This window comes from Nocardia sp. NPDC006982 (genome assembly GCF_042869435.1).
In the GTDB taxonomy this organism is placed as follows: Bacteria; Actinomycetota; Actinomycetes; order Mycobacteriales; family Mycobacteriaceae; genus Nocardia.
This window is the reverse complement of sequence record NZ_JBIAFV010000001.1, coordinates 312,096-327,088: the sequence shown is the minus strand read 5'-3', so window position 1 is coordinate 327,088 and position 14,993 is coordinate 312,096. Positions and strand designations below refer to the sequence as shown.

Genomic DNA, 14,993 nt, shown 5'->3' with positions numbered 1-14,993 from the left:
TCAGAACTTCAGCAGGTTGGCGTCGTCGACCGAGGTCGAACGGCGGGTGCGGAAGATGGTCATGATGATGGCCAGTCCGACAACGACTTCGGCCGCGGCCACCACCATGGTGAAGAACGCGAACACCTGACCATCCAGATTCGAATGCAGCCTGGCGAAGGTGACGAAGGTGAGATTGACCGCATTGAGCATCAGCTCGATGCACATGAACACCACAATGGCGTTGCGCCGCAGCAGCACACCGGCCGCGCCGATGGTGAACAGCAGGGCGGACAGGAACAGGTAGTTCTCAGGATTCACCGCTTGCCTTCCTCGTCTGCCTCACGGGCGGGGGTTTCGGGCTCCTCGACCTCCGAGGCGAAGGTCGGGGTGGTGCCGACCGAGATGACCGCCGCCTCGGTGAGCGCCCTGGTGCGGCGATGCCGCAGGATGGTGCTGACCGACAGCTCCTCGAAGGATCCGTCCGGCAGCCGCGCCGGAATATCGACCGCGTTGTGCCTGGCGTACACACCGGGCGTCGGCAGCGGGGTCGCGCGATCGGAGGGCCGGGCCGGGTCGTAGGCGCTGCGGAAGCGGCGGCGCGAGAGCTCCCGCTGATCCAAGCGCGGCCCGAAATTCTCCCGGTGCGCCAGAATCATCGCGCCGATGGTGGCGGTGATGAGCAGTGCGCCGGTGAGTTCGAAGGCCCACACATAGCGGACGAAGATCAGTTCGGCGAGTCGGCCGATCACGTCTTGATATGCGAATCCCTTTGCCGGATAGGTGATTCCGGAGTTGCGGATGCCGTTGGCGATACCACTGATCAGCAGCAGCCCGAAGCCGAGACCGACCGCGGCCGCGGCGAGCCGCTGCCCGCGCAGTGTTTCCCCGAGCGATTCGGGGGAGTCGACGCCGACCAGCATGAGCACGAACAGGAACAGCATCATGACCGCGCCGGTGTAGACGACGATCTGCACGACGCCGAGGAACAGCGCGTCCTGTGCCATATAGAAGGTCGCGAGCACGATCATGGTGGCGGCCAGGCAGATCGCCGAATGCACGGCCTTGCCCGCGAAAACCATGCCGAGCGCGCCGATCACGGCGAGCGGGCCGAGGATCCAGAATTGCACGGCCTCGCCGGTGGAGGTGTGGGTCAGTGGCTCTGCCGCCAATGTTTGGGCGGCCACAATGAATTCGGTCACCGCGCGCCTCCTTCCGCGCCCGCGGCGGCGGGCTCCCTGGGATCCGCACCGCTGTCACCGCCGGGGACATTGCCGCGGTAGTAATCGCCTTCCGTCGCACCGGGATACATCGCGTGCGGCGGTGCGGTCATACCGGGCTGCAACGGGGCGAGCAGCCGGTCCTTCTCGTAGATCAGATCGGCGCGATTGTCATCGGCCATCTCGTACTCGTTGGTCATGGTCAGCGCCCTGGTCGGGCAGGCCTCGATGCACAATCCGCAGCCGATGCAGCGCAGATAGTTGATCTGGTAGACCTGTCCGTAGCGCTCGCCCGGCGAAAAGCGTTCGGTCTCGGTGTTGTCCGCGCCCTCGACGTAGATCGCGTCCGCGGGGCAGGCCCACGCGCACAACTCGCAGCCGATGCACTTCTCCAGACCATCCGGATGCCGATTGAGCTGGTGGCGGCCGTGATAGCGAGGCGCGGTCGGCACCTTCTGTTCCGGATAGGATTCGGTATTGGGCTTCTTGAACATGGTCAGGAAGGTGACGGCGAAGCCGGTCAACGGTTCCAGCAGTCCCGCCTTGGGTTCCGGGCGCCGCGTCGATGGATCCGGCATCGGTGGCGTCGGGAAGCCCAGGAAGACCGCGGTGCCCGATTCTGCCGAGGCGGGTTCCTCGGCTGTCGGCGGCGCGCTCTGTTTGCGTCCGGCCCGCAGGAACATCAGCACGATCAGTCCGGAAATGATGATTCCGCTGATCACCAGTAGCGGCGTCTGGATCTCGTAGCCCTCGTTCTGCAGCACCCGGGCGGTGGCGACCAGCATCACCCACAGCAGCGAGGTCGGAATCAGCAGCTTCCAGCCGAGATTCATGAACTGGTCGTAGCGCAGGCGGGGCAGCGTGCCGCGCAACCAGATGAACACGAACAGGAACGTCCACATCTTGGCGATGAACCACAACGCCGGCCACCAACCGGAATTCGCGCCGTCCCACAGGTTGATCGGGAACGGTGCGTGCCAGCCACCGAGGAACAGCGTGGTGGCGAGCGCGGAAACCGTTGCCATATTGATGTATTCGGCCATCATGAACATGGCGAATTTGAGCGAGGAGTATTCGGTGTGGAAGCCGCCGACCAGCTCGCCCTCGGCCTCGGGCAGGTCGAACGGCGCACGGTTGGTCTCACCGACCATCGATACGCAGTAGATCAGGAACGACGGCAGCAGCAGGAACACGTACCAGGTGCCCTCCTGCGCCTTCACGATCCCGGAGGTGGCCATGGTGCCGCCGAGTAGGAACACCGTCGCGAAGCACAACGCCATCGCGATCTCGTAGGAGATCACCTGCGCGGTCGAGCGCAACCCGCCCAGCAGCGGATATGTCGAACCCGACGACCAACCCGCCAGCACGATGCCGTACACGCCGATCGAGGTGATGGCCAGGATGTAGAGCACCGCCACCGGCAGATCGGTGAGCTGCAGTGCGGTCCGGTGGCCGAGGATCGACACCTCCGGCCCGATCGGGATGACCGCGAACGCCATGAACGCGGGCACCACCGAAATGACCGGCGCCAGAATGAAAATCGGCTTGTCGACGATGGCCGGGACGATATCTTCCTTCAGCGCCATCTTCACGCCGTCGGCGACGGCCTGCAGCGTGCCCTTGGGGCCGACCCGGTTCGGGCCGATGCGCATCTGCATCCAGGCCACGATCTTGCGCTCCAGATACACCGCCATCATCGGCGTGAGCAGCAGGAAGGCGAAGATCGCCAGGGATTTCCCGATGACGAGCCACAGCGGGTCGTGGCCGAAAAGAGAGAGATCACTCATGGCGGTGTTCCTTCATCCTCTCGTCGGCGCGGTGCAGCTGCACCACACCGCCCGGCTGGGTGGCGAGCTGTTCGTTGACCGAGCAGCCCGGCGAGTTCAGCGGCAGCCACACCACCCGATCGGGCAGATCAGTGATCAGCAGTGGCAGCGTGATGGCGCCGCGATCGGTGGCGACGATGATCGGATCGTCATCGGCGGCACCGATTTCGGCAGCGGTGACGGGGGACAGCCGCACCACCGGCGGCCGCGCGACACCCGCCAGATTCGGCTCGCCGTCCTGCATGCGCCCCTGATCCAGCAGCATGCGCCAGCCGGACAGGATGGCCGTGCCGGGATTGGGTTGGGTCACCAGATGCGGCCGATGCGCGGGCGCGGGCACCGGCGGACCGTCCCAGGTCCCGAGTTCGGCGAGTTCGGCGCGCGCGGATTCGGCATCGGGGAGGCCGAGCGCCACCGCCATCTCGGTCGCGATGGCTTGCAGCACCCGCTGATCCGACAGTGGTGCGGGTTCGCGGAGCACCATCGAATCGCCGAGTGCCGCATCGAATTGCCGCGGCCTGCCCTCCCAGGTGCGGAAGGTGCCGGATTTCTGCATCGCCGAGGCCACCGGGAAGACGACATCGGCGCGTTCGGTGACCGCGCTGTGCCGCAGCTCCAGGCTGACCACGAAGCGAGCGGCATCGATGGCCTCGAGCGCCGCCTTGGGGTCCGGCATGTCGGCGATCTCGACGCCGCCGATGACCAGTGCGCCCAAGGTCGGGGCGGCCTCCAGAATGGCCGCGGTATCGCGGCCGGCGGTGACCGGCAATTCCGCGACATTCCAGATCGTGCGAACCTCTTGGCGCGCACGGGGATCCACGACCGGTCGGCCACCGGGCAGCAGCCCGGGCAGCGCACCCGCCTCGACCGCACCGCGTTCACCGGCACGCCGCGGCACCCAAGCCAACGCGGCGCCGGTTTCTTCGGCGAGCCGGACCGTAGCGGACAGTGCGCCGGGGATTCCGGCCATCCGCTCACCGACCAGCACCACCGCACCCGGCTGACGCAACAGCTGTGCGGCCGTCGCCAAAGCGGCGTCGTCGGTCTCGCCGGTGCGAATGGCATCGAGCAGATGAGGTTCGGCCCCGGGAACGGCTTGCAACAGCGTGCCCGACATCCGGTCCAGCCCGCGCGAGCAGTAAGCGGCGAGCGAGAAGATCGGCAGACCGCGCTTGCGTGCCGCCTTGCGCAGGCGGAGGTAGATGATCGGCGACTCCTCTTCCGGCTCGAGTCCGGCCAGAAGTACGACGGGCGCGTTCTCCAGGGCGTCGTAGTCGACGGTGACCCCCTGTCCGGCGATACGGGCGGCCAGGAAGTCCGCCTCTTCGGCCGAATGCACTCGGGCGCGGAAGTCGATGTCATTGGTGCCCAAGGCAACTCGGGCGAATTTGGCGTAGGCGTAGGCGTCTTCCTCGGTGACGCGACCGCCGACCAGTACGCCCGCACTGCCGAAGGCCGACGCCAGACCCTCGGCTGCGGCGGCCAATGCCTCGGACCAGGACGCGGGGGCGAGGTTGCCGTCCCAGCCGCGCACCAGTGGTGTGGTGAGCCGGTCACGTTCGGTCGCGTAGGTGAATGCCCACCGCCCCTTGTCGCAGTTCCATTCCTCGTTGACCTGCGGATCATCACCCGCCAAGCGGCGCAACACTTTTCCGCGCCGATGGTCGGTGCGCTGTGCGCAGCCCGATGCGCAGTGCTCGCAGACGCTCGGGCTGGACACCAGATCGAACGGGCGGGCCCGGAACCGGTAGCTGGTGCCGGTGAGCGCACCCACCGGGCAGATCTGCACGGTATTGCCGGAGAAGTAGGAGTCGAACGGTTCGGCCTGTGCGGTGCCGACCTGTTCGAGCGCACCGCGATCCATGAGTTCGATGAACGGATCCCCGGCGACCTGCTGCGAGAAACGGGTGCAGCGGGCACACAGCACACAGCGCTCCCGGTCCAGCAGCACCGCCGTGGACAGCGGAATCGGCTTGGGATAAGTGCGTTTCACGCCGTCGAACCGGGTTTCGGGCCGACCACTCGACATCGCCTGGTTCTGCAGCGGGCATTCACCGCCCTTATCGCAGACCGGACAGTCGAGGGGGTGATTGATGAGCAGCAACTCCATCACCCCCTCCTGGGTCTTGGCGGTCGGAGGTGAGGTCAGCTGAGTGCGCACGATCATGCCGTCGGCGACGGCCATGGTGCAGGACGCGACCGGCTTGCGCTGCCCCTCCACCTCGACCAGACACTGGCGGCACGCGCCGACCGGGTCCAGCAGCGGGTGGTCGCAGAAGCGCGGGATCTGGATGCCGATGAGTTCGGCGGCCCGGATCAGCAGTGTGCCCGCGGGCACACTCACCTGGGTGTCATCGATGGTGACGGTGACCAGGTCAGCGGGTACAAGTCCGCTGGTATTCGTGTTCACTGTGGCAGTCATCGGACTCCTTCGGCCCAGGCGGTGGATCGCGCGGGATCGAACGGGCAGCCGTCGAGCCGCAGATGGTCGACGTATTCCTCGCGGAAGTACTTCAGCGAGGAGATGATCGGGCTGGCCGCACCGTCGCCGAGTGCGCAGAACGATTTGCCGTTGATGGTGTCGCTGATATCGAGGAGCTTCTCCAGATCCGATTCGGTGCCGCGGCCCGCCTCGATTCGCTTCAGCAGTTGGACGAGCCAGTAGGTGCCCTCGCGACAGGGCGTGCACTTGCCACAGGATTCGTGGGCGTAGAACTCGGTCCAGCGCAGCACCGCACGCACCACACAGGTGGTGTCGTCGAAGATCTGTAATGCCTTGGTGCCCAACATGGATCCCGCTCCGGCCACACCCTCGTAGTCCAGTGGCACGTCGAGATGCTCGTCGGTGAACAGCGGCGTCGACGAACCGCCCGGCGTCCAGAACTTCACCTGATGTCCGGCGCGCACACCACCGGCATAGCCGAGCAGTTCGCGCAGCGTAATGCCCAGTGGCGCTTCGTATTGCCCCGGCCGGGCCACGTGCCCCGACAGCGAGTACAGCGTGAAGCCCGGTGACTTCTCACTGCCCATGGACCGGAACCAGGCCGTACCGTTCAGGATGATCGGCGGCACGCTCGCAATGGATTCCACATTGTTGACCACCGTCGGGCAGGCATACAGACCCGCGACGGCCGGGAACGGTGGCCGCAGTCGCGGCTGACCGCGCCGCCCCTCCAGCGAATCCAGCAGCGCGGTTTCCTCACCGCAGATGTAGGCGCCGGCGCCCGCGTGCACGATGAGTTCCAGGTCGTAGCCGGAGCCGAGAATGTTCTTCCCGAGGAATCCGGCGGCGTATGCCTGCGCGACCGCGGCCTGCAGCCGCCGCAGCACCGGCACGACCTCGCCGCGCACATAGATGAACGCGTGTGCCGCCCGAATCGCATACGCCGCGATGATGACGCCCTCGATGAGGGTGTGCGGAGTGGCCAGCATGAGCGGAATGTCCTTGCAGGTACCCGGTTCCGACTCGTCGGCATTGACCACGAGATAGTGCGGTTTGGTGACGCCGTCCGGGCCAGTTCCCTGCGGGATGAAGCTCCATTTCATCCCGGTCGGGAAGCCCGCGCCGCCGCGGCCGCGCAGACCGGCGTCCTTGATGGTCTGAATGACCTCGTCGGGTTCCATCCGCAAGGCCGTGCGAATGGCCTGATAGCCGTCATGGCCGCGGTAGTGCTCGATGGTCCACGACCGCGGGTCGTCCCAATACCGGGTGAGTACGGGAGTCAGTGCCATGTTCACTCCTCGCCCGGCTTCGGTTCCGGCGCTTGCATATTCTGTTCCTGTGCAACCTGCAGACCGGCCAGCGTCGCCTCGCCCGCCGCACCGTCGAGCACCCCGGGGCGCTCGTCCGGGAAGCCCGCGAGGATGCGCGCGGTCTGTTTGAACGTGCACAGCGGCGCACCGCGCGTCGGTGTCACCTGCTCGCCGCGGCGCAGCGAATCCACCAGTGCGGCAGCCGATTCCGGCGTCTGGTTGTCGAAGAACTCCCAATTGACCATTACCACCGGCGCGAAATCGCAGGCCGCATTGCATTCGATGTGCTCGAGGGTGATCGACCCGTCCGCCGAGGTCTCGCCGTGCCCGATGCCGAGCCGGCGCTGCAGGGTTTCGAGAATGGCATCGCCACCCATCACCGCGCAGAGCGTGTTGGTGCAGACACCGACGTGATAGTCGCCGGTGGGGGTGCGCCGATACATCGAATAGAAGGTCGCCACCGCGGTGACCTCCGCGCCGGTCAGCCCCAGCTGTTCGGCGCAGAATTCGATGCCGGTTCCGGTTACGCAGCCCTCCTCGGACTGCACCAGATGCAGCAGCGGTAGCAGCGCCGAGCGCGGCTCCGGATAGCGGGCGATGATCTCCTTGGCATCGACGTCCAATCGCTCGCGCACGAACGGCAAGAAAGGTTGCGGCCGGGTGGACAGCTTCAACAGGATCTCGGTCATCGGTCAACTCCGCCCATCACCGGGTCGATGCTGGCGACGGAGGCGATGACGTCGGCGACCATCCCGCCCTCGCACATCGCTGCCACCGCTTGCAGATTCGTGAACGAGGGGTCGCGATAGTGCACCCGATAGGGGCGGGTGCCGCCGTCGCTGACCATATGTACACCGAGTTCGCCGCGCGGCGACTCCACCGCCACATACACCTGTCCCGCCGGGACCCGGATGCCCTCGGTGACGAGTTTGAAATGGTGGATGAGCCCCTCCATGGACGTGCCCATGATGCGGCCGATGTGCTTGGGGGAGTTGCCGAGCCCGTCCGGCCCCAGCTGCAGGTCCGCGGGCCAGGCGAGCTTCTTGTCGTCCACCATCACCGGACCCGGCCGCAACTTGTCCAGGCACTGCTCGACGATCTTGAGTGACTCCTTCATCTCCGCGACCCGAATCCAGTAGCGGCCGTAGCAGTCACAGCCGGTGGTCGTGGGCACATCGAATTCGTAGTTCTCGTAACCGCAATACGGCGCTGCCTTGCGCAGATCGTGCGGCAGCCCGGTCGAACGCAGCACCGGACCGGTGATGCCGAGGGCCATGCAGCCTGCGAGATCGAGGTAGCCGATGTTCTGGGTGCGTGCCTTCCAGATCGGATTCTGGGTGAGCAGATGATCCATATCGCGCAGCCGCTTGGGCAACAGCTTCAGCAGCTCACGGACCTTGGTGACGCCGTCGTCGGGCAGATCCTGGGCCAGACCGCCGGGCCGGATGTACGCGTGATTCATGCGCAGACCGGTGATGGTCTCGAAGACATCCAGAATCAGCTCGCGTTCCCGGAAGCCGAACAGCATCGGGGTCAGAGCGCCCAATTCCATACCACCGGTCGCCAGCGCGACCAGATGGGAGGAGATCCGATTGAGCTCCATGAGCATGACGCGCACGATGGTGGCGCGCTCGGGAATCTGGTCCTCGATATCGAGCAGCCGCTCGACGCCGAGGCAGTACGCCGTCTCGTTGAAGAACGGGGACAGATAGTCCATCCGGGTGACGAAGGTGGTGCCCTGCGCCCAGTTCCGGAATTCGAGATTTTTCTCGATGCCGGTGTGCAGATAGCCGATGCCGCAGCGGGCCTCGGTGACCGTCTCGCCCTCGATTTCCAGGATCAGCCGCAGCACGCCGTGCGTGGACGGATGCTGCGGGCCCATATTGACGACGATGCGTTCCTCACTCGCGCCGTCGAGGGTTTCGGTGACCGCGTCCCAGTCCTGACCCGCCACCGTGACCACAGCGGGTTCGCGCCCGGTGTCGTTGTGGACGCCGGGCCGGGTGTCGATGTCGTTCATTACTTGTACGCCCTCCGCTCGTCGGGCGGCGGGATACGCGCGCCCTTGTACTCGACCGGGATCCCGCCGAGCGGGTAGTCCTTGCGCTGGGGGTGGCCACGCCAGTCGTCGGGCATCGTGATGCGCGTCAGCGATGGGTGGCCGTCGAAGATGATGCCGAAAAAGTCGTAGGTTTCCCGCTCGTGCCAGTCGGTGGTCGGATAAACGCTGAACAGCGACGGGATATGCGGGTCGGCGTCCGGTGCGGAGACCTCGACGCGCAGGCGCCGGTTGTGGGTGATGGACATGAGGTGATAGACCGCGTGCAATTCGCGGCCCTCGTCGTCCGGGTAGTGCACGCCGTTCACGCCGAGGCAGAGTTCGAACCGCAATGCGGCGTAGTCGCGTAACACCTTGGCGACCGTCACCAGATGCTCGCGCCGCACGTGCAGGGTGAGTTCGCCGCGGAAGACGATCACCTTCTCGATGACGGTCTCCCAGCTCGCGCGGACCGCGCTGAGCGCGGCCTGCAATTCGGCGACGACCTCGTCGAAGTAGCCGCCGTACGGGGCCGGGGTGCTGCCGGGCAATGTCACTGGACGGACCAGACGGCCGTAACCGGAGGTGTCGCCGGAGCCGGTGACACCGAACATGCCGCGGCGCACGCCGATCACCTCGGCTGACGGCGAATCCGCTTCCGGCGGTGTGCCTTCCGGGCCCGCGGTGGCCGCGGCGTCGACGAACTCCTGCGGCGTCGTGGATTCGGTATTTTCGGGGGAGTCGAAGGTCATCGCAGCAGACCCTCCATCCGGATGGTCGGCGTGGACGCCAGCGCCGCCGCTTCGGCGGCACGGATGGCCTCCTCGCGGTTGACGCCCAGTGGCATCTGCTGAATCTTCGCGTGCAGCGTCAGGATCGCGTTCAACAGCATCTCCGGCCGCGGCGGACAGCCGGGCAGATAGATATCGACCGGTACCACATGGTCCACACCCTGCACGATGGCGTAGTTGTTGAACATGCCGCCCGAGGACGCGCAAACGCCCATGGCCAGCACCCATTTCGGTTCGGTCATCTGGTCGTATACCTGACGCAGCACCGGTGCCATCTTCTGGCTGACCCGGCCCGCGACGATCATCAGGTCGGCTTGCCGCGGTGAGGCGCGGAACGCCTCCATTCCGAAGCGGGCGATATCGAAACGTCCTGCGCCGGTGGCCATCATCTCGATGGCGCAGCAGGCCAGCCCGAAGGTGGCCGGCCACAGCGAGCCCTTGCGCAGATATCCGGCGAAATCTTCTACCGTGCTCAGCAGAAAGCCGCTGGGCAGTTTTTCCTCGAGACCCATGTTCGACTAACTCTCACTTCCACTGTGCGTACGGCCCGACGCGGCGAAATGCCTTGTGGGCCAGTGCGTATGGGCGATCAGTCCCAGCTGAGACCGCCGCGGCGCCATTCGTAGGCGTAGGCCACCGAGACGTTGAAGATGAACAACGCCATCGCGGCGAGACCGAAGAGACCGAGCGCATCGAAGTGGACAGCCCACGGGTAGAGGAACACGATCTCGATATCGAAGATGATGAACAGCATCGCGGTGAGGTAGTACTTCACCGGAAATCGTTGTCCGGTAACGTTTCCCGGCCCACCCGCGACGGCGTGCGGTGTCGGTTCGATGCCGCACTCGTAGGCCTCCTGTTTGGCCCGGTTGTAGCGCTTGGGGCCGACCAGGGCCGAGAGAATGACGGAGAACACCGCGAACGCGGCGGCGACCGCGCCGAGGACCAGAGTGGGCATCTCGATATTCACGACTGCACTTCCCCTCCTTGCGAGCTGTAGCTGGCGGTTGGGCGTCATGTCCCCCGACAGCGGCCCGGGGATGTGATGGTCGGCGTCGGAATCATGACGGCAGCTTCCGAGGCGGGCTGACGTCGTTGTCCGCCTCGGTCAGACTCGCCTCATGGCCTGCTCGCACCGCGCGGGTCTGTCATATCGAGGCCCGCGCTCATGTGAGCTACGGCACAGCCTACAACTGACGCGACGGTTCGACCGTTTATTCGATTGGGGTCTTTGATCGAAAACGGGACTGCTATTTATGACTGAATCGGGGGTAATCCGCCCCGTCGGATCGCTAAGTGATAGCGCTGTCACGTGACATCGAAGTGCCCGCGTCCCTGGGGGTGCGGGCACGATGTGACGAATGGGGAAGATGAGGTCAGGCTGCCGGTCGGTTGTGTAAAACCGCGACGACGGCCTCGGTGAGCCGGATCGGATCGATCGGATGGGCCACGGCGGCCTCGGCGCGCGACCAGTTCGCGAGCCAGGCATCGTCGGGGCGACCGGTGAGCACCAGAACCGGTGGGCACTGGTCGATCTCGTCCTTGAGCTGTTTGGCAATACCGAGCCCACCCGCCGGGGCGGATTCCCCGTCCAGGATGGCCAGATCGATACCGCCCGCATCCATCTGCTGGATGACCACGGGCGCGGTCGCCACCTCGAGGTATTCGAAAGCGGGCAGCTCGGGGTGCGGGTGCCTGCCCAGTGCCAGCATGACTTGGCGCCGGGTATCGGCGTCGTTGCTGTAGACCAGGACCCGCAGTGGGGTGGAACGAATCGCGTCGGCCACGCAGGGATGGTACGTCGGGGCGGGGGTGCGGCGTGGCAGGTTGGCGCAGATTGCTCCGCGCGCGTCGCGTTGTCGCCGGTCGGCGGCGTGGAATGCGTGCGGGGGCAAGGTAATCGAAAGCGGTTGCTAAGTTTCGGCCGGTAGCATCCCGAAAATGCGGGGAGATATCACGCGCGAACTCGTCGAAACCGACGTGTGGACCGACGAGATGGTGGGCCGGGCGGGCATTCCGGTGGTGGATGTTCCGTTCGTGACCATCGGCAGCGGGATCGGATCCTTCGTCACCTACGACACCTTGCGGATCTACGGCGTTGCGGCGGCAGCGATGGCGGTGCTCGGGCCGCAGGAGGTGCCGTGGTCGTCCTATGAGTATCTGACGCGGGTGTCGCAGATTCCGCGCGGGGAGCGATTGCGCAGCGACTCGGCTTCGATGCCGGACAATATCTGGGGCTTTCCGTCCTATGCGGTGCGCGAGGCGCTGGCGGAGAAAACGATCCGACCGCTGTGGAATGTGTTCACCGAACCGATCTTCAGCAATTACTACACGCCCAGGGCGGGGCAGGCGTTCGTCGCGATGGAACGGGAGTTCCATCGGATCGGATATGCGGGTTCGTTGCACAAAGGGCATGTGCGCATGGTGCGCAAACGCTATGGCGGCGGGTATTTCAGCGTCCTGACTCCGCCCGCCGGTGCGGCCCCGACCAAGCGGATCGCCTTTCGCAGTACGTACGTCCATGTGGGCGTGGGTTATCCGGGGCTGAAGTTGTTGCCGGATCTGCAGGAATATCGGGAGAAGTACCGGGATCCGACGCGCGTGGTCAATGCGTATGAACCGCATGAGCACGTCTATCAGGCACTACAGCGCAGGCCGGGGATGGTGATGATCCGCGGCAGCGGGATCGTGGCCAGTCGGGTGCTGCAACGGCTCATCGATGACCGGGACAAACTGCGGCTGAATACCCAGATCCTGCATCTGTTTCGGCACTATGTGGCCGCCGCGCACGGACCGAATATTTTCAGTCGACGCAAGGGCGGCGACGGATGGTCATATCAGGGATTCAACTATCCGAAGTCGGTATGGGGCGGGCAACTCAAAGCGAAAATGCGCACGCTGCAAGGGGAACAGCGCGCGCAGGCCTACCAGGAGATGGGCGGAACCAACACCCCGGTGCGCTCGAATTGGCAGGAGCAGCTGCGGCGTGGGCGTAAGGAGGGGTGGTACCAGGTGATGGCGGGCAGTGCGCGCGATCTGCGGCCCGTGCGGGGGCAGGGCGGGGTGATCACGACGATCGTGCCGGATCCCACGGCGGCGCTGCCGTTTCCGCCGCCTACCCAGCCCTTCGACATCTCGGCCGATTACGTAATCGACTGCACCGGGTTGGAGGCCGATGTGCGCGAACATCGGTTGCTGGCGGATCTGCTGGATCACGCCGGTGCCGGTCGTAATCCGGTGGGGCGCATGGATGTGGCGACCACCTTCGAGTTGATCGGCACGCGAAGTGGCAGCGGACGCATCTATGCATCAGGGAGCGCGACGCTGGGTGGACCGTTTCCGGGAGTGGACACCTTCCTGGGATTGCAGATCGCGGCGCAGGAGATCGCGGACGATCTTGCGGCGCTGGGTTTCTGCCGGCGGATGGGGCCGCTGCGGTCGACTCGGCAATGGTGGTTGTGGGCGACGAACAAGAAGATCTGATCGATGCTGCTTACCTTGAACGGGCGGATTCAGACCCGCATACTCGTGCTCGGCGTTATCGGTTTGCTGGTGGCGGTGATCATTACGCCGGTCTTGCCGACCGGATCGCTGTCACTCGGCAATGCCTATCGGGTGACGTTGTCGGTGCTGCTGGCGACCGTGCTCGTCGGCGTACTGTGGGAATTGCTCTACCATTTTCTGCAGCAATTCCGGTGGGAGAAGGACTGGCCCACGCTGTTCGGCTTCTGGACCGTGATCAACGAGGCGGCGCTGATGTGGGTCCTCGTAGACCATACGACCATTGTGCTGCCGCGCGCGTTGCATCCGTCACTGACAGCATTCCTCATCCAGTTCATCATGACGTGGATCGTGTTCTGGCTCGTCGTGAACGGGCCGATGCGCGTGGTATTCCATCGCTGGCGGTTCCAGGGTGGGCGATTCCTGTGAGTCGGCAGCTCGAGGTGCTGCCGGGTGGTACGCATCTGATCGCGAACAGTGGCGGCGTCGTGCTGGTCGTCGCGCACCGTTCGGATATTGCGGCCGATGCCGAATCGCCTGCGGCGCAGACGATGACGGCGTTGCTCGAGCTGGTGCGAGAAGCGGGTGCCTCGGAGATGCCGCGCAGCGGACGCATGTTTGCACGACTTGCCACCACCTGGTTGATGAGCCTGGACGACGAGGACCAAGTGGAATTCGGCGTGATCACCCCTGGCGCGACGGGGGTGGCGTTATTTCTGCACGGCGGTGTGACGGCGGTGCTGGAGAGCTCGGATCGCACAGAAGTATTGCGCGGCAAGGATGCCGGATTCACGGTCGATCGCGTGGTGATCCCAGCACCCGAGATCGGGATCGGGCTGTTCGTGGACGAGGACGGGATGACCGAGTCGGCACTACCTGGTCGCGGTATCGCGGGACTCGGTGCGGGAACGGTGCCCGGCGCCGGAGCGGTGTTGTGGTCGGGGGTGCCTGTGTCGGATAGCGCACCGGCAGTGCGGAGGTCTCCTGGCGTCGAGTCGGTGCGAGGTGGGGTGCTTCAGGTCGTGGCATCGGCGGAAGGTGTGGCAGCAGCGCCGGAGGTCGAGGATGTCGAACGGCGCGAGTTTCCGAGGCAGCCGGTCGAAGTCATCGACCCGGTGACGGTTCTTTCGGAAGACGAGGTCGAGCCACAGCCCGAAGGCGGTGCGGTGCGCCCGCCGATCGGGGGCGGATCGGCGGGGAAGGCGGCACCATGGGAGCGCGCGTCCGCGATGGGCATGGGAAACCTGCCGCCGAGGAATGCGGTGTCCAGCGTCGGGGAACGGCGACGCGTCGGCCTGCAGAAGGGTGCGCAGTCTGAGAACGGTGTGGCGGCAGCGCCGCCGAAGCAGTTGGAAAATGGGGCGGCCGGCAGCGGTAGGGCCGTTGTTCGGGGGTTCATGTGTTCGCGGCAGCATTTGAACGATCCGCGGGTGTCGTTCTGCGCGGTGTGCGGGATTCGGATGGATCAGCTGACCTGCGTGTTGACCGAAGGAGTGCGGCCACCGCTTGGGTTGCTCATGCTCGATGACGGGACGTCGTTCGTACTCGACAACGACATCGTCCTCGGGCGGGAACCCGAACTTGCCGAGGCGGTACGGCGCGGTGCGCGGCCGATCCGGTTGCCGGACAGCTCGGGCGCGATGTCGCGGGCGCACATGGAGGTTCGGCTGGTCGAATGGGATGTCGCGGTGGTCGACCAGGGCTCGGCCAACGGCACCTACATCCGGATGCCCGGCCACCAGGAATGGCTCCGTGCCATGCCGAACCGGCTGACCACCTTGGCCGCCGGTGCCCAGATCCTGCTCGGGGGCCGCATCCTGACCTTCGATTCCCAACACAGCCAGTTCTGAAACCGCGCGGAACCCATGCGCTTCTCAGTGCAGCT

At 65.5% G+C, this 14,993-nt stretch carries 14 protein-coding genes; 3 read left to right on the top strand and 11 right to left on the bottom strand.

Going from position 1 to position 14,993, the window contains the following annotated elements:
• From nuoK to ACFYOW_RS01665, 11 genes are all read right to left on the bottom strand, one after another.
• Complete coding sequence (gene nuoK, locus ACFYOW_RS01715; protein WP_387283521.1) at positions 1 to 300, bottom strand: NADH-quinone oxidoreductase subunit NuoK; 300 nt, start codon at positions 298 to 300, stop codon at positions 1 to 3.
• Positions 297 to 1,181, bottom strand: a complete 885-nt coding sequence (locus ACFYOW_RS01710; RefSeq protein ID WP_387283519.1) for an NADH-quinone oxidoreductase subunit J — start codon at positions 1,179 to 1,181, stop codon at positions 297 to 299. Before ACFYOW_RS01710 ends, nuoK begins: the two co-directional genes overlap by 4 nt.
• Complete coding sequence (gene nuoH / locus ACFYOW_RS01705; RefSeq protein ID WP_387283516.1) at positions 1,178 to 2,986, bottom strand: NADH-quinone oxidoreductase subunit NuoH; 1,809 nt, start codon at positions 2,984 to 2,986, stop codon at positions 1,178 to 1,180. Before nuoH ends, ACFYOW_RS01710 begins: the two co-directional genes overlap by 4 nt.
• The gene (locus tag ACFYOW_RS01700; protein ID WP_387283513.1) at positions 2,979 to 5,447 is read right to left on the bottom strand and encodes an NADH-quinone oxidoreductase subunit G; all 2,469 of its coding nucleotides are present in this window, start codon (positions 5,445 to 5,447) and stop codon (positions 2,979 to 2,981) included. Before ACFYOW_RS01700 ends, nuoH begins: the two co-directional genes overlap by 8 nt.
• Positions 5,444 to 6,757, bottom strand: coding sequence for an NADH-quinone oxidoreductase subunit NuoF (gene nuoF / locus ACFYOW_RS01695; RefSeq protein WP_387283510.1), 1,314 nt, complete (start codon positions 6,755 to 6,757; stop codon positions 5,444 to 5,446). Before nuoF ends, ACFYOW_RS01700 begins: the two co-directional genes overlap by 4 nt.
• 2 nt (positions 6,758 to 6,759) lie before the next feature.
• Positions 6,760 to 7,467 (bottom strand): NADH-quinone oxidoreductase subunit NuoE, encoded by a 708-nt coding sequence (gene nuoE, locus ACFYOW_RS01690; protein ID WP_387283509.1) that lies wholly within the window; start codon positions 7,465 to 7,467, stop codon positions 6,760 to 6,762.
• Positions 7,464 to 8,798 (bottom strand): NADH-quinone oxidoreductase subunit D, encoded by a 1,335-nt coding sequence (locus tag ACFYOW_RS01685; protein WP_387283507.1) that lies wholly within the window; start codon positions 8,796 to 8,798, stop codon positions 7,464 to 7,466. Before ACFYOW_RS01685 ends, nuoE begins: the two co-directional genes overlap by 4 nt.
• Positions 8,798 to 9,568 (bottom strand): NADH-quinone oxidoreductase subunit C, encoded by a 771-nt coding sequence (locus tag ACFYOW_RS01680; protein ID WP_387283504.1) that lies wholly within the window; start codon positions 9,566 to 9,568, stop codon positions 8,798 to 8,800. Before ACFYOW_RS01680 ends, ACFYOW_RS01685 begins: the two co-directional genes overlap by 1 nt.
• Positions 9,565 to 10,119, bottom strand: coding sequence for an NADH-quinone oxidoreductase subunit B family protein (locus ACFYOW_RS01675; RefSeq protein WP_040690435.1), 555 nt, complete (start codon positions 10,117 to 10,119; stop codon positions 9,565 to 9,567). Before ACFYOW_RS01675 ends, ACFYOW_RS01680 begins: the two co-directional genes overlap by 4 nt.
• Before the next feature lie 77 nt (positions 10,120 to 10,196).
• Positions 10,197 to 10,565, bottom strand: coding sequence for an NADH-quinone oxidoreductase subunit A (locus ACFYOW_RS01670; RefSeq protein ID WP_371856371.1), 369 nt, complete (start codon positions 10,563 to 10,565; stop codon positions 10,197 to 10,199).
• Positions 10,566 to 10,983: 418 nt separating this feature from the next.
• Positions 10,984 to 11,319, bottom strand: coding sequence for a hypothetical protein (locus tag ACFYOW_RS01665; protein WP_387285966.1), 336 nt, complete (start codon positions 11,317 to 11,319; stop codon positions 10,984 to 10,986).
• A gap of 229 nt (positions 11,320 to 11,548) precedes the next feature.
• Between ACFYOW_RS01665 and ACFYOW_RS01660 the strand changes: the two genes are divergently transcribed.
• From ACFYOW_RS01660 to ACFYOW_RS01650, 3 genes are read left to right on the top strand one after another with little or no spacing between them, the layout of a single operon-like run.
• On the top strand, positions 11,549 to 13,090 hold the full coding sequence (locus ACFYOW_RS01660; protein ID WP_387283500.1) for a hypothetical protein: 1,542 nt from the start codon (positions 11,549 to 11,551) through the stop codon (positions 13,088 to 13,090).
• Positions 13,091 to 13,093: 3 nt separating this feature from the next.
• Complete coding sequence (locus ACFYOW_RS01655) at positions 13,094 to 13,537, top strand: hypothetical protein (RefSeq protein ID WP_387283497.1); 444 nt, start codon at positions 13,094 to 13,096, stop codon at positions 13,535 to 13,537.
• Complete coding sequence (locus ACFYOW_RS01650; RefSeq protein ID WP_387283495.1) at positions 13,534 to 14,958, top strand: hypothetical protein; 1,425 nt, start codon at positions 13,534 to 13,536, stop codon at positions 14,956 to 14,958. The genes ACFYOW_RS01655 and ACFYOW_RS01650 overlap by 4 nt, the downstream gene beginning before the upstream one ends.
• Positions 14,959 to 14,993: the final 35 nt, after the last annotated feature.